Origin of the sequence: Gryllotalpicola reticulitermitis (assembly GCF_042651345.1) — a bacterium.
GTDB lineage: Bacteria > Actinomycetota > Actinomycetes > Actinomycetales > Microbacteriaceae > Gryllotalpicola > Gryllotalpicola reticulitermitis.
In genome coordinates, this window is sequence record NZ_JBHSCN010000023.1 from 1 (window position 1) to 21,646 (window position 21,646).

The 21,646-nt window shown below is 70.5% G+C and carries 21 protein-coding genes; 11 read left to right on the forward strand and 10 right to left on the reverse strand.

The window, feature by feature from the left end; translation table 11 throughout:
- Nucleotides 1-101 precede the first annotated feature (101 nt).
- The 5 genes from ACFOYW_RS17845 to ACFOYW_RS17865 are packed head-to-tail and all read right to left on the reverse strand — an operon-like array spanning nt 102 to nt 5,431.
- Nucleotides 102-1,514: a DUF58 domain-containing protein gene (locus ACFOYW_RS17845; protein ID WP_390232208.1), complete on the reverse strand. Its 1,413-nt coding sequence runs from the start codon at nt 1,512-1,514 to the stop codon at nt 102-104.
- A gap of 35 nt (nt 1,515-1,549) precedes the next feature.
- Nucleotides 1,550-2,512, reverse strand: coding sequence for an AAA family ATPase (locus ACFOYW_RS17850; RefSeq protein ID WP_390232211.1), 963 nt, complete (start codon nt 2,510-2,512; stop codon nt 1,550-1,552).
- Nucleotides 2,509-3,612 (reverse strand): hypothetical protein, encoded by a 1,104-nt coding sequence (locus tag ACFOYW_RS17855; RefSeq protein WP_390232214.1) that lies wholly within the window; start codon nt 3,610-3,612, stop codon nt 2,509-2,511. Before ACFOYW_RS17855 ends, ACFOYW_RS17850 begins: the two co-directional genes overlap by 4 nt.
- The gene (locus tag ACFOYW_RS17860; protein ID WP_390232216.1) at nt 3,609-4,274 is read right to left on the reverse strand and encodes a DUF4129 domain-containing protein; all 666 of its coding nucleotides are present in this window, start codon (nt 4,272-4,274) and stop codon (nt 3,609-3,611) included. Before ACFOYW_RS17860 ends, ACFOYW_RS17855 begins: the two co-directional genes overlap by 4 nt.
- Complete coding sequence (locus tag ACFOYW_RS17865) at nt 4,271-5,431, reverse strand: hypothetical protein (protein WP_390232219.1); 1,161 nt, start codon at nt 5,429-5,431, stop codon at nt 4,271-4,273. Before ACFOYW_RS17865 ends, ACFOYW_RS17860 begins: the two co-directional genes overlap by 4 nt.
- A gap of 60 nt (nt 5,432-5,491) precedes the next feature.
- Here ACFOYW_RS17865 and mtrA point away from each other — a divergent pair, with 60 nt between their 5' ends.
- From mtrA to secA, 6 genes are all read left to right on the forward strand, one after another.
- Complete coding sequence (gene mtrA / locus ACFOYW_RS17870; RefSeq protein WP_390232222.1) at nt 5,492-6,175, forward strand: MtrAB system response regulator MtrA; 684 nt, start codon at nt 5,492-5,494, stop codon at nt 6,173-6,175.
- A gap of 30 nt (nt 6,176-6,205) precedes the next feature.
- Nucleotides 6,206-7,831 carry an MtrAB system histidine kinase MtrB gene (gene mtrB / locus ACFOYW_RS17875; RefSeq protein ID WP_390232225.1) on the forward strand — a complete coding sequence of 542 codons (1,626 nt, stop codon included), beginning with the start codon at nt 6,206-6,208 and terminating at the stop codon, nt 7,829-7,831.
- On the forward strand, nt 7,828-9,537 hold the full coding sequence (locus ACFOYW_RS17880) for a GerMN domain-containing protein (RefSeq protein WP_390232228.1): 1,710 nt from the start codon (nt 7,828-7,830) through the stop codon (nt 9,535-9,537). The genes mtrB and ACFOYW_RS17880 overlap by 4 nt, the downstream gene beginning before the upstream one ends.
- Nucleotides 9,538-9,627: 90 nt before the next feature.
- Nucleotides 9,628-10,338 carry a ComF family protein gene (locus tag ACFOYW_RS17885; RefSeq protein ID WP_390232230.1) on the forward strand — a complete coding sequence of 237 codons (711 nt, stop codon included), beginning with the start codon at nt 9,628-9,630 and terminating at the stop codon, nt 10,336-10,338.
- 110 nt (nt 10,339-10,448) lie between these two features.
- Nucleotides 10,449-11,156, forward strand: coding sequence for a ribosome hibernation-promoting factor, HPF/YfiA family (gene hpf, locus ACFOYW_RS17890; protein WP_390232233.1), 708 nt, complete (start codon nt 10,449-10,451; stop codon nt 11,154-11,156).
- Nucleotides 11,157-11,336: 180 nt separating this feature from the next.
- Nucleotides 11,337-14,147, forward strand: a complete 2,811-nt coding sequence (gene secA / locus ACFOYW_RS17895; RefSeq protein WP_390232236.1) for a preprotein translocase subunit SecA — start codon at nt 11,337-11,339, stop codon at nt 14,145-14,147.
- A 40-nt stretch (nt 14,148-14,187) separates the two neighbouring features.
- Here secA and ACFOYW_RS17900 read toward each other — a convergent pair whose 3' ends face one another.
- The gene (locus ACFOYW_RS17900; RefSeq protein ID WP_390232239.1) at nt 14,188-14,595 is read right to left on the reverse strand and encodes an Rv3235 family protein; all 408 of its coding nucleotides are present in this window, start codon (nt 14,593-14,595) and stop codon (nt 14,188-14,190) included.
- Nucleotides 14,596-14,682: 87 nt separating this feature from the next.
- Here ACFOYW_RS17900 and ACFOYW_RS17905 point away from each other — a divergent pair, with 87 nt between their 5' ends.
- Nucleotides 14,683-15,321 (forward strand): hypothetical protein, encoded by a 639-nt coding sequence (locus ACFOYW_RS17905; RefSeq protein ID WP_390232241.1) that lies wholly within the window; start codon nt 14,683-14,685, stop codon nt 15,319-15,321.
- Between the two features lie 6 nt (nt 15,322-15,327).
- Here ACFOYW_RS17905 and ACFOYW_RS17910 read toward each other — a convergent pair whose 3' ends face one another.
- Nucleotides 15,328-15,600, reverse strand: coding sequence for a helix-turn-helix domain-containing protein (locus ACFOYW_RS17910; protein WP_390232244.1), 273 nt, complete (start codon nt 15,598-15,600; stop codon nt 15,328-15,330).
- An 87-nt stretch (nt 15,601-15,687) separates the two neighbouring features.
- On the opposite strand from ACFOYW_RS17910, the gene ACFOYW_RS17915 reads away from it, so the two are divergent.
- The 3 genes from ACFOYW_RS17915 to ACFOYW_RS17925 are packed head-to-tail and all read left to right on the forward strand — an operon-like array spanning nt 15,688 to nt 19,103.
- Complete coding sequence (locus ACFOYW_RS17915; RefSeq protein ID WP_390232247.1) at nt 15,688-16,326, forward strand: hypothetical protein; 639 nt, start codon at nt 15,688-15,690, stop codon at nt 16,324-16,326.
- A gap of 1 nt (nt 16,327) precedes the next feature.
- Nucleotides 16,328-17,623 carry an AAA family ATPase gene (locus ACFOYW_RS17920; RefSeq protein ID WP_390232250.1) on the forward strand — a complete coding sequence of 432 codons (1,296 nt, stop codon included), beginning with the start codon at nt 16,328-16,330 and terminating at the stop codon, nt 17,621-17,623.
- Nucleotides 17,607-19,103, forward strand: a complete 1,497-nt coding sequence (locus ACFOYW_RS17925; protein WP_390232251.1) for a sensor histidine kinase — start codon at nt 17,607-17,609, stop codon at nt 19,101-19,103. The genes ACFOYW_RS17920 and ACFOYW_RS17925 overlap by 17 nt, the downstream gene beginning before the upstream one ends.
- Nucleotides 19,104-19,130: 27 nt before the next feature.
- On the opposite strand, the gene ACFOYW_RS17930 is transcribed toward ACFOYW_RS17925, so the two are convergent.
- On the reverse strand, nt 19,131-19,379 hold the full coding sequence (locus ACFOYW_RS17930) for a WhiB family transcriptional regulator (RefSeq protein WP_390232254.1): 249 nt from the start codon (nt 19,377-19,379) through the stop codon (nt 19,131-19,133).
- A gap of 290 nt (nt 19,380-19,669) precedes the next feature.
- On the opposite strand from ACFOYW_RS17930, the gene ACFOYW_RS17935 reads away from it, so the two are divergent.
- Nucleotides 19,670-20,002, forward strand: coding sequence for a hypothetical protein (locus tag ACFOYW_RS17935; protein ID WP_390232256.1), 333 nt, complete (start codon nt 19,670-19,672; stop codon nt 20,000-20,002).
- Here the strand turns inward: ACFOYW_RS17935 and bcp are convergent.
- A complete protein-coding gene (gene bcp / locus ACFOYW_RS17940) occupies nt 19,999-20,490 on the reverse strand; it encodes a thioredoxin-dependent thiol peroxidase (RefSeq protein ID WP_390232259.1) in 492 nt (163 codons plus the stop codon). The genes ACFOYW_RS17935 and bcp overlap by 4 nt on opposite strands.
- A 22-nt stretch (nt 20,491-20,512) precedes the next feature.
- The gene (locus tag ACFOYW_RS17945) at nt 20,513-21,595 is read right to left on the reverse strand and encodes a LacI family DNA-binding transcriptional regulator (RefSeq protein ID WP_390232262.1); all 1,083 of its coding nucleotides are present in this window, start codon (nt 21,593-21,595) and stop codon (nt 20,513-20,515) included.
- Nucleotides 21,596-21,646 lie beyond the last annotated feature (51 nt).

A 21,646-nucleotide genomic window follows, 5' to 3' on the forward strand; every position in this document is an offset into this window, starting at 1 on the left:
TTGCCCGCCTTCATCGACCATTACAACCTAGACAGAGCCCACCTCGGCATCGAAGGCAAACCACCCATCGACCGAATCAACAACGGTCGAGGTCAGTACAGCTAGAGCCGTCCCTGCGCCTTGAGAGCGAGGTACGCGTCGGTGACGGCCGGTGGCAGTTCCTCGGGGGTGCCGGTGACGACGTGCGCGCCGAGCCCGCGCACCGCCTCGGTGAGCCGTGCCGTGTCGAGCAGTGCGCGCTCGGCCGCGGCGGCGCGGTAGACCTCTGCGCGGTCGCCGAGAGCGGTCGCCGCGGTGGCGACCGTCGGATCGGTGACGGATGCCACGAGCACGGTGTGCTTCGCGGTGAGCTGCCCGAGCACTGCGAGCATCCCCCGTGCGGCTCCGATCGAGTCGAGTGAGGTCAGCAGCACGACGAGGGAACGCTGCGCGCTCAGCTGACGGATCAGGCCAGGGACGGCCGGCCAGCCCATCTCGATCAGTTCGGGGTGAACGGATGCGAGGGCCTCGACCTCGCGGGCGAGCAGCTCGGCGCCCGACGCGCCGTGCACTCGCGCACGGACTCTGCGGTCGTAGGCGAGCAGCTCGACCCGGTCGCCCGCGCGGTCGGCGATGACCGACAGCAGCAGGGATGCCTCGATGGCCGTGTCGAGCCGCGGCTCGTCGCCGATCCGCGCAGCCGAGGTACGGCTGGAGTCGACGACGATCACGATGCGCCGGTCCCGCTCGGGGCGCCAGGTGCGCACCATCAGCTCAGGCATCGGCCGCGCCGGGGCGCCCGTGCCGTCGTCGGCCGTTCGACCGCCGACCTGCCGCGCCTGCCCAGGCGCCGGCGCGCTCGCGGGCGGCGCGATCACGGTGGCGCGACGCGCGGTCGCCCGCCAGTCGATGCTTCGCACGTCGTCGCCGCGCACGTACTCGCGCAGCGAGTCGAACTCGGTGCCCTGACCGCGGATCATCACCGCGGTGCGCCCGTCGAGCTCACGCAGCCTCGCGAGCCGCGACGGCACGTGCTTGCGAGACAGGAACGGCGGCAGTACGCGCAACCGCCCGGGCGCCGCGAGCACGGCCTGGCGTGCGGCGAGGCCCAGCGGCCCGAACGAGCGCACCGTGATCTGCTCGACGACGCGCTCGCCGCGCCGCGTCGGCGTGAGGGCGAGCGTCACTGCGCGCCGCTCGCCGCGCGGCACGCGTACCCGCTGCCGGGTCGTCGCGGCACCGGCGGACGGTTGCCACGCGTCGCGCACGGTCGCGCGGAGCATCCGCTGGCCGAGATTCGTGAGCAGCAGCGTCGCGGACACCTGTTCCCCGAGACGTACGCGCGCCGGCAGCTCGCGCGAGACCGCGAGCATGCGCGGCCGCGCCGCGAGCCCGACGTCGATGCCTGCGAGGATCGCGCACAGCACCACCCACACGGCGAGCACGCCCCAGGCCCACACGCCGGTGCGGCCGAGCACTACGAGCGGGACGAGCCCCAGGCCGACCACCAGGGCAAACCGCCCCGTCAGTGCCATTCGCCGACCCTCATCGCGACAACGGCCCGCGCCATCTAGATCGGCACCTGCACCTGCTGCAGGATCGACTGCAGAATCGCGTCGGGCGTGACCTGCTCGAGCTCGGCCTCTGGCCGCAACTGAATTCGGTGCCGCCACACGGACACCGCCATCGCCTTCACATGGTCAGGGGTGATCGCGTCGTAGCCCGACAACCACGCCCAGGACTTCGCCGCGGCGAGCAGGGCGGTCGCGCCGCGCGGACTCACCCCGAGGCGCACCGATGGCGACTGGCGCGTGGCGCGGGCGAGATCGACGACGTAGCCGAGCACGTCGTCGCGAGCACCGACGCGGGTGACGGAGGCGCGGGCCGCCGCGATCTCGGCCGCGCCGATCACGGCGGTCACGCCGGCGGCGCCGAGAGCGCGCGGATCGAACCCGGCCGAGTGCCGGCGCAGCACCTCGAGCTCGGTGTCGCGCTCGGGCAGCGGCAACGTCACCTTGAGCAGGAAGCGATCGAGCTGCGCCTCGGGCAGCGGGTACGTGCCCTCGTATTCGATCGGGTTCTGCGTCGCCGCGACGATGAACGGCTCGGGCAGCCGGTGCGAGACGCCGTCGACGGACACCTGGCGTTCCTCCATCGCCTCCAGCAGCGCCGACTGGGTCTTCGGCGGAGTGCGGTTGATCTCGTCGGCGAGCAGGATGTTCGTGAACACGGGCCCCTCGCGGAACTCGAAGCGCGCCGTCGCCGGGTCGAACACGACGGAGCCGGTGATGTCGCCCGGCATCAGGTCGGGGGTGAACTGCACCCGCGTGGTCTCGAGCGCGAGCGCGGCCGAGAGCGAGCGCACGAGCAGGGTCTTCGCCACGCCCGGCACGCCCTCGAGCAGCACGTGGCCGTTCGCGAGCAGAGCGATGATGAGGCCGCTCACCGCGCCCCCCTGGCCGACCACCGCCTTCCCGACCTCGTCGCGCACTCGCGCGAATGCGTGCCTGAGCTGATCATCTTCCGCTGTCATCGTCGGTGTCCTTGGTTCCCCTCTGGGTCGGGTGCGGTGCGGGCCGTGTCGGGTTGTGGAGCCGGCGCCGTCGAGGTCGGCACCGGTCGTGGGTCAGCCGCGCCCTCGATCGCCCTGACGCGCTGGGCGAGATCGAGCAGGTCGCGATCGTTTCGCGGCGAGGCCTCGAGCAGCACTGCGCGCACCTCGCGGGGGTCGATGCCCGTCTGCGCTGCCACGGCGGCACAGACCGTGAGCACGGGGGCTCCCGGCCCGAGGCCGAGCCGTTTCGCGAGGCGGCCCACGGCGCCCATGCGCAGCGCGTCGAGGGCATGCAGACGCGCATCGGACCGCTGATAGAGCCGGGCCCGCCCATCGAGCGCTTCGCTGGCGCGGACAGCGACGGGCAGGTCTTCGACGACGAGCGGGCCGAATCTGCGCCCGCGCCAGACGGCGGCCACGACGGCAGTGAGGCCGCCCAGTACGACGAGAGGCGTGACCCAGCCCGGGGTGAGGTCGGCGATGGTCGCGGGCGTGCCCGCGCTCGAGTCGGCGATCGTGGGCGTGTACCAGACGAGGCGCGAGCGGGCTCCGAACAGCCGGACGGCGTTGCCCGCGTTGTCGCCGTGCAGGATGCTGCCGTTCTCCAGTGCCGTGGCCGCGCTCACGATGCGCACGTCGCGGCCGGCCTCGAGCAGCGGCTGCTCAACGCCGGGAACGGGTGCGATCAGCACGATCCGGCCGGGGAGTTTCGCGTCGTGCGCGATGCGCTTGAGAGAGAGGTACCCGCTCGGGTCGTAGATCGCGACGGTGACGTCATCGGGACTCGCGCCCGCGGTGGCGCGCTCGGCCGCACCGAGGGTCGAGGCCGAGCGCACCTCGACGCCGTGGGCGCGCAGCACGTTGAGCAGCGCTTTGGCGCCGCTCGGCGTCGAACTCGACGGATCGAGCGGTGGGCTCTGCTGCGTCGACTGGCCCACGAGCAGCAGCGCGAGTATCGCCGCCACGAAGATGACGGCCGCGCCGACCAGCCAGCCGCGGCCGGCGCGCGCCCGCTGGCCGAGGCTCGGCGACAGCACCTCGGCCGCGGCGGGAGCGCGGCCGGCACTCGTGGCCGTCACCGCACGGCCCCTGCGAAGGCCGGCGTCGTGCGCAGCAGGCGCTCGTCGAGAGCCCGCAGCCGATCGTGCTCACCCGCCGACATGCGGCGACCGAGATAGCGCGCTGCGTCGAACGTGGTCGCGGCGGCGCGCAGAGCGCCGTCCTCGGCGGGGAAGACGGCGGCCGCGGCCAACGCGACTTCGTGGGCGGTCGTGCCGGGTCGCACGGCGACGACCGTGCGCTCCGCGAGCGACGCCGCGATCGCGCGGAAGCGCTCGATCACGGCGAGCTCCCAGTCGCCTCTGCCCGTAGCGCGGTCCGCGGCAGCGCGCAGCTGTGCGGCGGTGCGGGTGTCGGCGACCTCGCCCGCGAGGCGCTCTGCACGCGCGCGCCGGTTCAGACGCGGCAGCCCGAACCGCAGCATGGCGCCGGCGATGACGACGGCCGCGAGCACCGCGCCGATCACGGCCAGCCAGGCGGATGCCCCGCTGCCGGCGCCGTGCAGGTGCAACGAACCGAACCAGTCGGCGACCCGTTGGCTGAGCAGGTCGAACCAGCTCGGTCGCGCTGCGGCGTACTCGGGCTTCGCGAGCTCGGTGCCGAGCCACCGCCGCGCCGTATCGTCGTCGGGGGTGAGCGGCGGTCTGCTGACGGAGCTCAGCAGCGCCGCGACCGGCGTCACCTCTGGTCCGGCGCGCCGCCGGGCGCCGGGGGATACGGTGCAGCGAACTGAGGGCTGAGGAACGCGGGGGTCGCGAACGGGTCCGCGAGCGGCCTGCCGAGCTGCGCGTCCTCGACGTAGCGGGTGAGCGTCAGGTCGAGCCCTTCGCGACGCATCCGCTGGTCGATGTAGACGACGACCCCCGTTCCCGCCTCGATGATCGCGGTGACCGTGCCGATGATCAGGGTCAGGATCATCAGAACGACGTAGAGCACGCCGGCGACCGCCGCCGCTGTGGTCTGGAACTGGGCCGCGGTCGGGGTGCCGGTGGGGAAGGCCGCCTGCAGGGCGAACTCGGCGATGAGGGTCACCGGAGTGCTGATGATCTGCGTCGCGACGTAGCAGATGCCGATCACGAGGATCTGGGCGCCGAATACACGCCAGAAAGCTCCGCGCGAGAGCGACCACGAGCGGGCGATGGCGGAACGGATTCCGCGTCGCTCGAGCACGATCGCGGCGCCGGCGAGGGAGGATTTGGCCCAGAGCCACGCGACGAGCACCGCGACGCCGAGCCCCGCGAGCACAGCGAGCGCGACTCCGACGACGATCATCGCGCCCGATCCGCCGGTGCTCGCGCCCGGCGCGATCACGGCCGCGGCGATGCCCGCGGGGATGAGCAGAGCGATCAGCAGACCGCCGGTGACGATCGACACGAAGCCCGCGAGTGCCCAGCGGCGGCCGCGCGTCGCCTGCCACAGCTGGCCGGCCCGCGGCTTGTGCCCGAGCGTGCCGTTGGCGACGGCGATCACGACGAGCCCCTGCAGCAGGCCGCTGCCGATGACGTTCAGTGCGACCGCGATCAGCGCGGACAGCGCGACGGTCGCGATTCCGCCCGCGAGGATCGCCGAGCGATCGGAGGTCTCGGCGTGCGCGAGTCGATACGCGAACCACGCGGTCGTCGATCCGACGAGCGCGAGCGACGCGAAGAGCACGAGCACCTGGATGAGCAGCGCGGGCCCGAACAGCGACGCGACGTGTCGGCGCATCAGCTGGAACGGCGTTCCGAGCAGCTGGCCGAAGGTCAGCGGTCGCAGCGGGATCAGCCCCGGCCGCGGCGGCGGCGCCCAGCCGGGAGGCGCTCCGTACCGGGGCGAGTCCCAGGCCGTCGGATCGCTCATACCACTAACCTAGACACGAGCAGCCCCGCGCAGGTTTTCGGGGCCGGATCTGGGGAGAACTTGTCCACTCGAATCCTCGTCGTCGACGACGACACGGCGCTCGCCGAGATGATCGGCATCGTGCTGCGCAGCGACGGCTTCGAGCCAGTGTTCTGCGCCGACGGCGCTCAGGCCGTCGACGCGTTCCGAAAGGCATCCCCCGATCTCGTGCTGCTCGACCTGATGCTGCCGGGTCTTGACGGCATCGAGGTGGCCGAGCGCATCCGATCATTCTCGGGCACCCCGATCATCATGCTCACGGCCAAGTCCGACACGGCCGACGTCGTGCGGGGCCTCGAATCCGGGGCCGACGACTACATGGTGAAGCCGTTCAACCCGAAGGAGCTCGTGGCGCGCGTGCGGGCCAGGCTGCGCCCCGCGAACCCCGGCGCACCGGCATCCGTCGTCTCGATCGGCGATCTCACGATCGACGTGTCCGCGCACGAGGTGCGCCGCGCCGACGCCCGCATCAACCTGACCCCGCTCGAGTTCGATCTGCTGCTCGCTCTCGCGAGTAAGCCGCAGCAGGTGTTCACCCGCGAGATGCTGCTCGAGCAGGTCTGGGGCTACCACTACAAGGCTGACACGCGCCTCGTGAACGTGCACGTGCAGCGCCTGCGGGCGAAGGTCGAGCACGACCCCGACAACCCGAAGGTCGTGCAGACGGTGCGTGGGGTGGGGTACCGCGCCGGCTACTCGGGCTGATTCGTCGGTGCCGCGCTTACTCTTGGGCCGATGACAACGGCAGCGCTCAGACCCCGGGCCGCGCAGTGGCGCAACCCGGCCAACTGGCCCGCCGCGATCGTGCACGTCTGGGCGGTGTCGCTGCAGTTCCGCACCGTACTCATCACGGTCTGCCTGTCTGGCGTTGCGATCCTCATCACGGGCCTCGTCGTGTCGTACACGGTCGGCAACGATCTCTACTCCTCGCGCCTCAGCGAGGCGCTGCGCGATGCGAGCCGCGCGCAGCAGCACGTGCAGTCGAGCCTCGACGCGGCGGACGCGAGCGATCCGAGCTCAGTGCTCGCCCTCGGCACGACCGTCAGCACGGCGGTGCAGGATTCCTCCTCCAGCCGTCTGATCGCAATGAAGCGGGCACCCGGCCAGCCGGAGAATCCGCAGGCGCCGACCGACTTCACCGTCGGCATCTCGCCGACCCTCATCTCGAGTGCGCTGTCCGCGGCGGTGGCGAAGAACTCGGACACGCTCTACTCCCAGTCGGTCGCGCTCCCGGTCGACACGGGCGGCGCGAGCTCGGCGACGCACCCTGGGGTCCTCGTGGGGGCGCAGATCCACCTGCCCGCGGCGGGCACCTATGAGCTGTTCCTCGGCTACGACCTGTCCGACTCCGAGCAGACGCTGAGTTTCGTCCAGCGCACGCTGCTGCTCGCAGGTCTTGCGCTCATCGCCCTGATCGGCGCGCTCACCTATGTGGTGGTCCGCTTCGTGGTCGCGCCGATCCAGCTCGCCGCGGCCACGAGCCGTCGCCTCGCGGCGGGCGATCTCGCGGTGCGCATCCCCGAAGAGGGGCAGGACGTCTTCACGTCGCTCGCGCGCTCCTTCAACGGCATGGCCGACAGCCTGCAGCGGCAGATCACGCAGCTGGCGACGCTGTCGCAGCTGCAGCAGCGCTTCGTGTCGGATGTCTCGCACGAGCTGCGCACGCCGCTCACCACCATCCGGCTCGCCTCGGAGCATCTCTACGACCGCCGCGAGGCGTTCGACGACGTCACCTCGCGCACAGCGGAGCTGCTGCACGCGCAGGTGGAGCGCTTCGACCTGCTGCTGTCCGACCTGCTCGAGATCAGCCGCTACGACGCCGGTTCGGTGTCGCTCGAACTCGAGCCGAGCAGCCTCGTGACCCTCGCCGAGGACGTCATCGACGAGTTCGGGCCGCTCGCTCGCGCCAACGGCACCGCGTTGCGTCTCGTCGCGCCGGGCGGCTACTCGTCGGTGCCGATGGATCCGCGCCGCGTGCGCCGCATCGTGCGCAACCTCATCGGCAACGCGATCGAGCACGGCGAGGGGCGTCCGATCGACATCATCGTCGACAGCAACACCACTGCGGTCGCGGTCGCCGTGCGCGATCACGGCATGGGCATGAGCGAGAGCGATCTCGGCCGCGTCTTCGACCGCTTCTGGCGCGCCGACCCGTCGCGCAAGCGGACCATCGGGGGCACGGGACTCGGCCTCGCGATCTCGCAGGAGGACGCGCTGATCCACGCCGGCGTGCTCGACGTCTGGTCGAGACCCGGCGCGGGGTCCTGCTTCCGGCTCACGCTGCCGCGGCGCCGGAGCGGCCCCATCGGCGAGTCGCCGATCCCGCTGCCGCCCGCCGATACGCAGGAGGTGGCGTCGTGAGGCCGCGTGGATTCCTCGCCGTCATCGTGGCCGTGCTCGTGGCATCCGTTCTCGCCGCGTGCGCGACGATCCCGCGCAGCGGGCCCGTGGTGCCGGGCGGCTCGGTCGAGGGTCAGGACTCGGCCTTCGGGCAGATCGACTTCCACCCGAACGCGCCGAGCACGGGGGAGACGCAGGCCGAGATCCTCTCGGGCTTCATCGAGGCGGCGGTGAGCCCCGAGAACGGCTACCAGATCGCCCGCGAGTTCCTGACGACCTCGTTCGCCGGCGAGTGGAACCCCGACGCCTCCGCGACGGTCGACGACCAGGCCAAGCGCGGCGAGCCGAAGACGGTGCCGGGAAGTGAGCTGAGCCTCGACATCTCGCCCGTCGCGTTCGTCGATCAGAGCGGCGACTACCGCACCGCGGCGTCGAGCACTCCGGTGACGCTCGACTACTCGTTCGTCAAGCAGCACGGCCAGTGGCGCATCTCGAAGGCGCCCGACGGCATCGTGATCAACTCGTCGCAGTTCCAGAGCGTCTTCAGCGCGCACGCGCTGTACTTCTACAGCCCCGACTACAAGTACCTCGTCCCCGATCTGCGCTGGTTCCCGAGCTCGCGCGCGGCGATCGCGACGCGCATCGTCAAGGCGCTTCTCGCCGGTCCGTCACCGTGGCTGCAGGGCTCCGTCGTCACCGCGTTCCCGAAGGGCGCACAGCTCGCCGGCGGCTCGGTCGTCGTGACGAGCGGCGCGGCGCAGGTCGCGCTCAGCTCGGTCGCGGGCGGCGCGGACGACACGACGATCAACCGCATGGACGAACAGCTCACCCAGAGTCTGACCACGGCCCAGTCGATCTCCTCCGTCGGGCTCTCCATCGGCGGGGTGTCCCCGCAGAGCGTGACGGGCGTGAGCGGGGCGCAGCTGAACCCTGCGGTGAGCCCGAATGCGCTCGTCTATCAGGGCGGCAAGTTCGGATTCCTCTCGGGCAAGTCCCTCGGCAACCTGAGCGGCCTCGGCGCTGGCGTCGCGGCTCTGCACCCGACCGCCGCGACGGTGACGGCCGACGCTTCGACGGCTGCGGTGCTCGCCAAGGGTGCGGTCTATGCCGTCTCCGACGCGGTCGAGGAACCTGTCCGCATCGACCACCGCGCGAACCTCATCGCCCCCTCGATCGACAACCGCGGCACCATCTGGTCGGCGACCTCGGACCCGGCGGCCGACTTCGCCGTGTCCGCGGGCGACGGCGCGACGGCCACGATCAAGGCGAGCTGGCCGGACGCCCGCACGCTCGTCGCCTTCGCCGTGTCGCGCGACGGGACGCGTCTCGCGGCGCTCGTGCGCACGATGAACGGTCAGGCGCACCTCATGGTCGCCGGCATCGTGCGCGATTCGAACGGACACCCGACCCGGCTCGGCGAAGCCGTCGACTTCGGCGATCTCGGACTCGGCACGGGCATCGCGCTCGCCTGGAGCGACGACCTGGACGTCTCCGTCCTCGGCACGAGCCCGCAGGGCGGCACCGCGATCGTGACGCAGCAGCTCGGTGGCACGCTGTCGTCGCCGATGACCGGCCCGGCGGGTGCGGTCGCCATCGCAGGCGGCAACCCGTCGACGCAGCCGTGGGTGCTCACCTCGTCCGGGGAGCTCCAGACGCCGGCCGGCAACGGCTGGCAGGAGGCCGCGTCGGGTGTCGGCATGCTGGCGGTGCAGCAGGGGCGCGACTGACTTCGGCGGCGGGTGCGTTCGGCTCACGCGCCCGGTCGTTTTCCACAGGCACCCGACAAGCGTCGGCGCGGTCGGGCAGGATGCCTGGGCATGTGGTCCCGACTTCATGGTGCTGTCCTCGACGCATGGGCGGCGCTCGCTCCGGTCGACTGCGCGGGCTGCGAAACGCCCGACCGGGCGCTCTGCGAGACCTGCCGAGCCGAGCTCGCGGCCGCAGTGCCCGCGCGACATGCGCTCACGCGCGCGGACGGCACGGAACTGCCGGTCTGGCACGCGCTCGAATACGGGGGAACGGCGCGGAGCATCCTGCTCGCCTTCAAAGACGGCGGCCGCACCGACGTTGCGCCGGCCCTCGCCGCTGTGCTGCGCCGGGTGGTGCGGGCCGCGCTCGCCGCCTCGCCGCCCGAGGCGCGCGGCCGAGTCGTTCTCGCCGGCATTCCGTCGACGCGTGCCGCATTCCGGCGCCGCGGCTATGTGCCGCTGCGACACCTCGTGACGCGCGCCGGGTACCGCGACGAGCGGATGCTGGTGGCCACCCGACAGACGCAAGATCAATCCGACTTAGATACCACAGCGCGCTTTGCGAACCGTAAAGAATCGCTGGCAGTCCGAGGCGGCCCGGTCGGGGCCTTCGTCGTGCTGCTCGACGACATCATCACGACGGGAGCCACGATTCTGGAAGCTGACCGGGCATTTCACGCAGCCGGCCATCGCGTCCTCTGCGCTGTCGCGGTCGCCCGCACGCCGCGTCGCATCCCCGCGCTCCGGGCCGACGTACAAATCGGCAGAAAATGCTCGTGACATCGCCAGAGGGTGGAACTACGGTGGGCGACACCAAGCAGGTGCGCATACCGGTTCAACCGGTCCCACCGGCAACCGCGGCGGGAACGCACCGAGAACAGGAGGTTGCGATGGAAATCGACATCGTCGGGCGCGGCGTTCAGATCACGGACCGCTTTCGCGAGTACGTGACCGAAAAGGCTGACAAGGTGTCGCACCTGGCGGAGCGGGCTCTTGTATTCGAGATCAAGCTGTCTCGCCTTGCGGGCCGAGGAGGCACCCCGGGCGATGACCGGGTCGAGCTCACGCTCGTCGGACCTGGGCCGGTCGTTCGGGCCGAGGCGACCGCGGCAGACAAGTACGCCGCCTTCGACATCGCGATCGGCCGCATCCTCGAGCGGGTGCGCCGTGCGAAGGACCGCCGCAAGGTGCATCGCGGCGGCTCGCACCGCCCGACGTCGCTGCGCGAGGCGGCCGGTGCGGGCTTCGCCGGCACCGACCTGACGCCGGCGCCGGCTGAGACGCTCGACCGCGTCGCGACCGGCGCGATCCCCGTGGCGCAGGCCGATGAGCCGGGGGCCGCCGACCACGACGACTACTGCCCCGTGGTGATCCGCACGAAGACGTTCGCCTCCGTTCCGATCTCGGTCGATGACGCCCTCTATTACATGGAGCTCGTCGGCCACGATTTCTATCTGTTCATCGACTCCGAGACCGATCGGCCGAGCGTCGTCTACCGGCGCAAGGGCTGGGACTACGGCGTGATCCAGCTCGACGACGACGCTGACGAGCTGCAAGAGGTGGCAACGGCGGCGCGCAAGCTCGAGTCGATCTCGTAGTCGCGGACTCGAACATCAGGCGGCGGATGCTTCGGCCTCCGCCGCCTGTGATGTGCTCAGGTCATGACGGCGCGCCTCGTCTAGACTTGCTGGGATTCCCGGTGGTACCGCGTACGGCCCCGCCGGCCTGCGAAGCCCGCGCCGCCGAAGCGACGGCGCTGAAAAAAATGGAGTTATTCCGTGGCCTCAGTCCTTGAAAAGGTCCTGCGCGTCGGCGAGGGCCGGCTCCTTCGCAAGCTCGAAGGGTACGCGAAGGCCGTAGGCACCCTTGAAGAAGACTTCAAGGAGCTCACCGAGGAGGAGCTTCGTAACGAGACCGTCGAGCTGCGCGAGCGCTACGCGGAGGGCGAGACGCTCGACGAGCTGCTTCCCGAGGCGTTCGCGGCGGTCCGCGAGGCCGCGCGTCGTGTGCTCGGCATGCGCCACTTCGACGTGCAGATCATGGGTGGTGCCGCACTTCATCTCGGCAACATCGCCGAGATGAAGACCGGTGAGGGCAAGACCCTCGTGGCGACGACGGCCGCGTACCTGAACGCGATTCCGAGCCGCGGCGTGCACGTCATCACGACCAACGACTTCCTCGCGAGCTACCAGAGCGAGCTGATGGGCCGCGTGTTCCGCGCGCTCGGCATGACGACCGGCGTGATCCTCGCCGGCCAGACCCCTGAAGAGCGCCGCGAGCAGTACGCGGCCGACATCACCTACGGCACGAACAACGAGTTCGGCTTCGACTACCTGCGCGACAACATGGCCTGGCAGTCGTCCGACATGGTCCAGCGCGGCCACAACTTCGCGATCGTCGACGAGGTCGACTCGATCCTCATCGACGAGGCGCGCACCCCGCTCATCATCTCGGGCCCGTCGTCGGGCGAGGCGAACCGGTGGTTCACCGAGTTCGCGCGCCTCGCCACGCGCCTCACCCCCGGCGAGGACTACGAGGTCGACGAGAAGAAGCGCACCGTCGGTGTGCTCGAGCCCGGCATCGAGAAGGTCGAGGACTACCTCGGCATCGACAACCTCTACGAGTCGGCCAACACCCCGCTGATCTCCTTCCTCAACAACGCCATCAAGGCCAACGCGCTGTTCAAGCGCGACAAGGACTACGTCGTGATGAACGACGAGGTGCTCATCGTCGATGAGCACACGGGCCGCATCCTGATGGGCCGCCGGTACAACGAGGGCATCCACCAGGCGATCGAGGCCAAGGAAGGCGTTCCGGTCAAGGCCGAGAACCAGACGCTCGCGACCGTCACGCTGCAGAACTACTTCCGTCTCTACAAGAAGCTGTCCGGCATGACCGGTACCGCCGAGACCGAGGCGGCGGAGTTCATGTCGACCTACAAGCTGGGCGTCGTCGTGATCCCGACGAACAAGCCGATGATCCGCAAGGACATGCCCGACCTCGTCTACAAGAACGAAGAGGTCAAGTTCGCGCAGGTCGTCGAAGACATCGTCGGGCGGCACGAGAAGGGTCAGCCGGTGCTGGTGGGCACGACATCCGTCGAGAAGAGCGAGTACCTCTCTCGCCTGCTCGCCAAGCGCGGTGTGCGCCACGAGGTGCTGAACGCGAAGAACCACGCGCGCGAGGCCGCGATCGTCGCCCAGGCGGGTCGTCTCGGTGCGGTCACGGTCGCGACCAACATGGCCGGCCGCGGAACCGACATCATGCTCGGCGGCAACGTCGAGTTCCTCGCGGTCGCCGAGCTGAATTCGCGCGGCCTCTCGCCGGAGGAGACGCCCGACGAGTACCAAGAGGCGTGGGACGAGACCTTCGAGAAGCTCAAAGACACCGCGACGGACGAAGCCGAGAAGGTGCGTGAGGCCGGCGGTCTGTACGTGCTCGGCACCGAGCGGCACGAATCGCGCCGCATCGACAACCAGCTGCGCGGGCGCTCCGGCCGTCAGGGCGACCCGGGCGAGAGCCGTTTCTACCTCTCGCTCACCGACGACCTCATGCGCCTCTTCAACGCCGGCGCCGCCGAGTCGCTGATGGGCCGGGCATCCACGCCCGACGACCTCGCGATCGAGTCGAAGCTGGTGTCGCGGGCGATCCGCAGCGCTCAGTCACAGGTCGAGGCGCGCAACGCCGAGATCCGCAAGAACGTCCTCAAGTACGACGACGTGCTGAACCGCCAGCGCGAGGCGATCTACAACGATCGTCGTCACATCCTCGAGGGCGACGACCTGCACGAGCGCGTGCAGAAGTTCCTCGATGACGTGGTCGACGAGATCCTCGACACGCGCACTGGCGAGGGCAACGGCGACGACTGGGACTTCGACGCCCTGTGGAGCGAGCTGAAGACGATCTACCCGGTCGGCATCACGATCGACGAGGTCATCGCCGAGGCAGGCACGAAGGGGCGGATCAACCGCGAGTTCATGCGCCGCGAGATCCTGTCCGATGCGCACCTCGCCTATGAGAGCCGCGAGGAGCAGCTCGGCTCGGACGCGATGCGCGAGCTCGAACGCCGCGTGGTGCTCTCCGTCATCGACCGTCGCTGGCGCGACCACCTCTACGAGATGGACTACCTGAAGGACGGCATCGGCCTGCGCGCCATGGCGCAGCGCGACCCGCTGGTCGAGTACCAGCGTGAAGGCTTCTCGATGTACCAGCAGATGATGGGCGCGATTCGCGAGGAGACCATCGGATTCCTGTTCAACCTCGAGGTCGAGGTCACGCAGGCACCGGGTGAGCTCGCGGGCGTGGCGGCCAAGGGCCTCGGTGAGTCGCACGAGCAGGCCGGCCTGTCGTACTCCGCGCCGAGCGACTCGGGCGGTGTCGAGGTGCGCAACCAGGGCGGTCAGGTCGACCGGGCGGCGACGGAGCGCGCCGAGCGCGCAGCCAGGCGGCGCGAACTCCAGCAGCAGGCAGACGACCGCCCGCCGCAGCAGCAGGGTGGTTCGCGCGGAGCGTTCGGGCAGCGCACCGAGGGCGACGCCCCCGAGCCGTCGAACCGCGCCGAACGCCGCGCGCAGAACCGCAAGCGTTAGCGGTCGCTCGGCCGCGCCGAGAAGCTCGGCGCTGATGTTCTCACAGCACCGAGATCGAGGTCGCGCGCCAGCGCCGATCAAGACCTTCGAGGCGTAGGGCGACGGCCCGCACGCGCTGCGGCATCTGCACGACGACGGTCGCCTCGCGGACACCGGGGCACGGCTCGAACACGCGGATCGACATCAGTGCGAAGCGCGGGCGCAGCATCGTCGTGCCTTTGAGCGCCCGCGAGCGCGCCGCGAAACTGACGCGTCGTGCCAGCGTCGTGTACACGTCGTCGGTGACCCAGCGCGCGATCTGCTCCAGTTCGCGCGCGCCGGCGATGATCTCGATCACGCAGTGCACGAGGTTCCGGATCAGTGGCTCCGGGTCTGGCAGGTCAGTGGTGCGCTGTACACCGAAGAACTCGTCTTCGTCGAAGCGCTCGCGGCGTTGTGCTGTCGTCATGGGCCCCCCTTGGTGTGCGAACCGGCAGATGTGCCGGGCGGGTGCTGTGACGATGGCATCCGCGTCGGGCGCAGAGCCAGAGCAGATATGACCTGGGGACAGCGCGAGCGCAGCGAGACGCGCCCGAGCTACCGTCGGGGCATGCGCTTCGACCTGCTCTTCGATGACCTCGAGGCCCAGCTGGAGGCGGAACACGCAGCGACCGCGGCGGGCGAGCTGGTCGAGCACGAACGCCTGCGCGCCGCCCGCACCACGCTGCGCGACCGCATCGCCGTGCTCGCGATGGCGCCGGCGGCGATCCGCGTGAGGCTCACCGACGATGCGCCGATCGAGCTGGTGCCGACGTCCGTGGGGCGTGACTGGTTCGCCGCCGAGCTGCCGGGCGCCGGCGAGGCGATCGTGCCGATCGCGGCGGTGCGGGGCATCGTGATCGATGAGGCTCAGCTCGGCGCGAGTCGTGAGCGGATGCCTGAGGCAGCGCCGCGGGCCGGCCTATCCGCCAGGCTCGGCGTCGGCGTGGTGCTGCGTGACCTGGCCCGTCGCCGCGTCGCGCTGGACGTCATGAGCCCGGGGGAGGCCGCACCGGTGCACGGCACGATCGACCGCGTGGGCAGCGACCACTTCGACCTCGCGGTGCACGAGCGCGGCTCGACCCCACGTGCTTCGGGGGTGCACGAACATCGGATCGTGTCGCTCGCCGCCGTGGCGTTTCTGCGTCTCGGGTAGCCCTGCTCAGTCCCCGGCGGGGGCGGGAGCGGAGAGCTCGGCGAGACTCGCGAAATCGGACTGCTGCCAGAGGGCGTGGCGGCGCTGCCGCTCATAGAGCTCGGCGATGTAGGACTCGAGCACGTCGCGCTCGATGCGCCACTGGGTGCCGACACGGATCGACGGCAGCTCGCCGCTCTCAAGCAGCGAGGTCACGTCGGCAAGCTCGACGTTGAGCACCTCGGCGCAGTCGGCCGGTGTGAGGAAGCGCGTTGCGCCGGCCGCGAATTGGCTCACCATGTAACCATTCTGGCGGTCATGCAGGCATCCGCCTCCGGGTGTGGATAACTTTCCGGGCGCCGGCCGCGACTTCGGCACCATGGGGGCATGATCACGGCCACCCCGGTCCCGCGACCGCGTCCGACGTGGCGCGAGCCGCGCTTTCTGCTCGGGCTGCTGCTGGTCGTCGTGTCCGTGGTGGGCGTCGCCGGTCTCGTGGCAGTGTCAGACCGCAGCGTGCGGGCGTTCGCCGCCCGGCACGTACTCGTCGCGGGCGACGAGCTCACGACCGACGACGTCGTTCCGGTGCGCGTGCGCCTCGGTCAGACCGGCGCCGCGTACCTGATGAGCGCCCCGCGCTCCGGAGCGGTGGTCACGCGCACGGTCGCGCGCGGCGAGCTGATTCCGCTCAGCGCTGTCGGCGAGGCCTCCGCGCAGACGGAGACGAGCGTCGTCGTCGCGCTGGGCGGCGCTCTACCCGGGGCTGTCGACGCCGGGGCCACGGTCGACGTGTGGGCGGCTGCGCCGAGCGCCCAGAACGGCGGCTCGCTCAGATTCGACGCACCCAGCGTGCGTGTCTCTGCCGCCACGGTCGTGCGCGTTCTGCGCGATAGCGGGCTCGGTGCGGGCGACGCTGTCTCGGTCGAACTGCGCGTGCCGAACGACTCCGCCGCCGAGCTGATCGAGGCGGTCACCAACGACTTCGCCATCACGCTGGTTCCGCACCGCCTCTCGGTCGGCGAGTGAGATGGCGCGGCTCGCATTCAGCCTCGAACGACGACCCGAGGCCGTTCTCGTGCCGGGGGCGGTCGATGCCGGGCATGTGATCGTCAGCCGCGTGCAGACCGCGGGCGAGTTGGCGGCGGCCCTCGCTGCGCACGAGATCGACCTCGCTGTCGTCTCCGCGACCCGCGCGCGGCTGACTCGCGAACTCGTGGTGGCCGCCGAAACCGCGGGCACCCGCCTGGTCGTGCTCGCCGTCTCGGCCGACGAGCACACGGTCGCCGCGCAGGCGGGTGGTCCCGACGCCCTCTCCGAGCCGGCTTCGTGGCGCGAGCTCGAAGAGGTGCTGGCCACGACGGCGGCGTCCGGCCCTCCGACGACCGAGGGTGCCGGGCTTCGCGGGGAGGCATCCGTCGTCGCCGTCTGGGGGCCGGCCGGGGCGCCGGGCCGCAGCTCGCTCGCCATCGCGATGGCCGCGGAGCTCGCCGATCTCGGGCGCACCGTCGCGCTGATCGATGCGGATACGCACGGTGGCAGCGTGGCGGTCTGGCTCGGTCTGCTTGACGAGGTGCCGGGCTTCGCCTCCGCGTGCCGGCTCGCCGGGAACGACGCTCTCTCTCGCGCCGAGTTCGATCGAGTGGCGCACTACGTGCCGGTACGCAGGGGCGTGCTCGCCGTTCTCACCGGTATCGCGCGCCCCAGCAGGTGGCCCGAGCTGAGCGGTGAGCGCGTCGCTCGCACGATCGATGCGGTGGCCGGCTGGTTCGACGACGTCGTGATCGACGTCGGCTTCAACCTCGAGGCCGACGAAGAGATCGTGAGCGACTTTCTCGCACCGCGGCGTAACGCGGCGACGCTCAGCGCACTCGAGCGGGCGACGCGGGTCGTAGCGGTCGGGCTTGCGGACCCGGTGGGACTGTCGCGGCTGATGCGGCACCACCCTGATGCGGTGGCGGCCGCACCTGGCGCACGTCACAGCGTCGTCGCCAATCGCGTGCGTCCCGGCGTGGCCGGGGCCGCGGCGGAAGGCCAGGTGGCGCAGGCGCTGCACCGCTTCGGCGGCATCGCAGCCGCGGCACTCGTTCCCGATGATCCGGCGGCGTTCGACGCGGCGATGCTCAGAGCGTCGCCGCTCGGCACGGTGGCTCCGCGTTCCCCCGCACGGCTCGCGATTCGAGCGTTCGTCGAGCAGGCGGTGCTCGGTCTCGAGCCGCAGTCGTCGCGGCGCGGGCGCCGATCGCCGGGCCGTGGCGGCGCCCGCCGGGTGCCCAGCCGAGTGGTGCACGCGACCCTAGACTTGAGCCGTGTCGACCCTCAGTGACTTGGTCATCGCCCACGGCCGCTCCACTCCGGAAGACATCGAGTGGATGCACATGCTGGTCGGCGACGCCCAGCTGCTGGCCGACCTGGCCTTCGCCGACATCGTGCTGTGGGTTCCGACCGAAGACGGCTTCATCGCGATCGCGCACTCGCGCCCCTCGAGCGCCGCGACTCTCTTCTATCGCGACATCGTCGGCCAGCAGATCCGGCCCGAGTGGCGCCCCCAGGCCACCGAGGCGCTCGAGACGGGCCGCATCGTCGACTCGAGCGCGCCCGAGTGGTACGAGGAGACACCGACCCGAGTGCGCGCCGTGCCGGTGCTGCGGCGGCTCGGCTCGACCTCGTCCAAGACGACGGATGCTCCGATCGCAGTGCTGACGCGGCACACGAACCTGTCCGAGGCGCGCACCCCTGGCCGGCAGGAGCTGACCTTCAACGACTGCGCGAACGACCTCTTCGGCATGATCGCCACGGGGGATTTCCCCGATCTGGGCGCACCGAGCGGTCCGAGGCGCGGTGCTCCACGAGCATCCGATGGTCTGATCCGCCTCGACGTCGAAGGCATCACGACGTTCGCGAGCCCGAACGCGCTCTCCGCGTTCAACCGGATCGGCTTCACCGACGAGCTCGAGGGCGAGTCGCTCGCTGAGGTGACCACGCGTCTGCTGATCGGGCACGCAGCCGTCGATGAGTCGCTGCCGCTCGTCGTCACGGGGCGTGCCCCGTGGCGCACCGACATCGACGTGCGCGGAGTCACGGTGTCGCTGCGCGCGATCCCGATCCGGAATCGCGGCGAGAGGGTCGGCGCCATCGTCCTCGTGCGCGACGTCACCGAGTTGCGCCACCAGGAGCGCGAGCTGATCACGAAAGACGCGACGATCCGCGAGATCCACCACCGCGTCAAGAACAACCTCCAGACCGTGGCGTCGCTGCTGCGCATCCAGGCCCGGCGCTCGCACTCGGATGAGGCGAAAGACGCGCTCGGTCAGGCGCAGCGGCGCGTCGCGGCGATCGCCGTCGTGCACGACACCCTCTCCGAGGGGCTCGCGCAGGCCGTCGATTTCGACGACGTCTTCGACCGCGTGCTGCTGCTCATCACCGAGGTCGCCTCGGGCCACAACACGTCGGTGCGCCCCGTCAAGAAGGGGCGCTTCGGCGTGCTGCCGAGCGAATACGCGACGCCGCTCGCGCTGGCGCTCACCGAGTTGGTGACCAACGCCGTCGAGCACGGGCTCGCCGATCGCTCAGGCGAGGTGCAGATCATCGCAGAGCGTGACGAGGCGCAGTTGCGCGTCAAGATCGTCGACGATGGCGTCGGACTGCCTGAGGGCAAGGTCGGCAGCGGTCTCGGAACGCAGATCGTGCGCACCCTGATTCAGGGCGAGCTGGGTGGTTCGATCGACTGGCACACCATGATGGGTGCCGGCACCGAGGTGACGGTGGAGATTCCTCTGCGCTACCTCAGCGTCAGCAGCTCGTGAGCCGCGCGGCGAGGCGGGGAGGCTGCGCTACGCCGAGCGGCGTGCGCGGGCCGCGCGGCGCTTGAGGGCGCGGCGCTCGTCTTCGGACAGGCCGCCCCAGACGCCCGAGTCCTGGCCGGTCTCGAGGGCGTACTGCAGGCAGATCTCAGTCACGGGGCAGCGGCCGCAGACAAGCTTGGCTTTCTCGATCTGGTCGACGGCGGGGCCGGTGTTGCCGATCGGGAAGAACAGTTCGGGGTCAGCGGTGAGACATGCGGCTTTGTCGCGCCAGTCCATGCGGATGCTCCTTTTTGTTGCTGGGGACCGAGGCGGCGAAGGGGTTTGGCGCTACTTCGGTGAACAGAAATGACCGGAAACAGGGCCGAAGATCTGTGGGGATATCAGACCTGCCCACTGCCCTGTGAGCGCATTACCGGACTCGGATATTCTCCCATGGGGGGCGGACGCAGATCAATAGTTTTGAATGGGATAACCCTGTGAACACAAGCATGAAACCTGCATCTGCTAGGGGCGCCCGCGGGGCGTTGGCAGTGCTGGCGGCGATCGTGACGGTCGAAGCCGTCTTGGTGATCATTGCAACAGTACTCACCGTCGGCGTGTTCGTCGCGCGTGGCGCGAAGGTCGAGTCCGACGGGATCGCCTACCTCGTGTGCCTGGTGATCGGGTGCCTGTGGGTCGTCGCCGCCGCGCTCGGCGCGTGGCTGGCTCGCGGCTGGTCGCGCGGCCTCGTCATCACCTGGCAGCTCATCCAGCTCGCCGTCGGCGTCGGAGCGATGCAGGGTCTGCTCGCCGGACCGCTCATCGGCGTCGTGCTGCTCGTGCTGGGGCTCGCCGGCATCGTCCTCGTGCTCACGCCGTCAGTGAGCAGGAGCCTCGGCCGCGAGCCGCGGGGAAGCTAGCGCAGCAGGCCGAGCTCGCGCCGGAGCATGTCGAAGTGCCCCTTGGCCTTGACGTTGTACAGGGCGTGTTGGAGCACGCCGTCAGGGCCGATGACGAACGTCGAGCGCAGCACGCCGACGACGGTCTTGCCGTAGAGCTGCTTCTCGCCCCACGCGCCGTAGGCCCGATGCACCTCGAGGCTCTCGTCGGACAGCAGGGGGAAGTCGAGGTGCTCCTGCTCGGCGAACGTCGCGAGCTTCGCGACGGGGTCCTTCGAGATGCCGAGCACCGTGAAGCCGGCATCCGCCAGCTCGGCGCGCCCGTCGCGGAAGTCGCACGCCTGCGTCGTGCACGCGGGCGTGAGCGCGGCAGGGTAGAAATACACGATCACCCCGCGTCCGGCGAAGTCGGTCAGCGAGATGATGCGGCCGTTCGCGTCGGGCAACGCGAAACCAGGGGCGATGTCGCCGGGCGCGAGCCGATCGGCGACGAGGTCAGCGGAGGTCACCTCTCGACCCTAGCCCGGCACGTCAGGTGAGCGGCGCGCGCGTGCTGGTGCCGCGTACCCGCAACTCGCTGGCGTTCGGCCCGATGTCTGCCGCGAGAGCACCGTCGACGGCACGAGCTCCAGCCGCAGCGGCGCCCAGTGCCCCGCCGTCGGCGGTTTCGGCGCCATCACCATCGGCGAGAAGAGCGAGCAGCATCGCGGCGCTGCGCCGGCCGGCCCGGTCGGGGAAGCGTTCGAGGGCGGAGATGGCGGGGGAGGCGAACTGGCAGAGCATCGAGTCGTCCCAGCTGAGCAGAGCGATCTCGCCCACGTCGCGAGAGGCGAGCGCGCGCAGGCCCGCCACGGCCATCACGTCGTTGGAGAAGATCAGCGCGGTGGGCCGGGCATCCGAATCGAGCAGCTCGTTGACGCGCGCATATGCGGAGTCGTACGTGTAGTCGGCCTCGGCGAAGCGCGCGCTCATGCCCCGCGCGGCCGCCTCGGTGTGCACGGCCTGCGTGCGGTCGAGCTCATGGGTGAGGTGCAGGGGGCCCGTCACGTGTCCGATGCGCCGGTGACCGAGCTGGTGCAGATGCTCGACGAGCAGCGCTGCGTCGCGGTGCTGGTCCTCGATGCGCTCGGTGCCCGGCTCGTCGGTGGGCAGCACGCCGTGCAGCACGAACGGCATGCCGAGGCGTGTGAGCTGCGCAGGTCGCGGGTCATCGGTCGTGCGGTCGAGGACGATGACGCCGTCGACGCGGCGCTCAGCCGCCCAGCGCTCGTACACCGCGATGTCGCGCCCAGGCGCCGTGCCGACCATGCGCAGCAGCAGGCTCTGGCCTGCCGCCGTCAGCACGTCCTCGACGCCTTCGAGCAGGCGCATGTAGTACGGCTCGGCGCCGAGCAGCGCCGGGTCGCGGCGCAGCACCATGCCGATGGCATCCGCTCGCGAGCGCGAGAGCGCGCGGGCCGAGAACGATGGGCGCCAGCCCAGCTCACGAGCGAGTGCGAGCACCCGGTCACGGGTCTGGTCGCTGACCCCGGACTGGCCGTTCAGAGCGTACGAGACGGATGCCTTTGAAATCCCGAGCTGCTCCGCGAGATGCGCGATGGTCACCCGTTCCATTGCGCGCCTCCCTGCGACAGACCCACGAGGGGTCACCTCGATGCTAGCGAC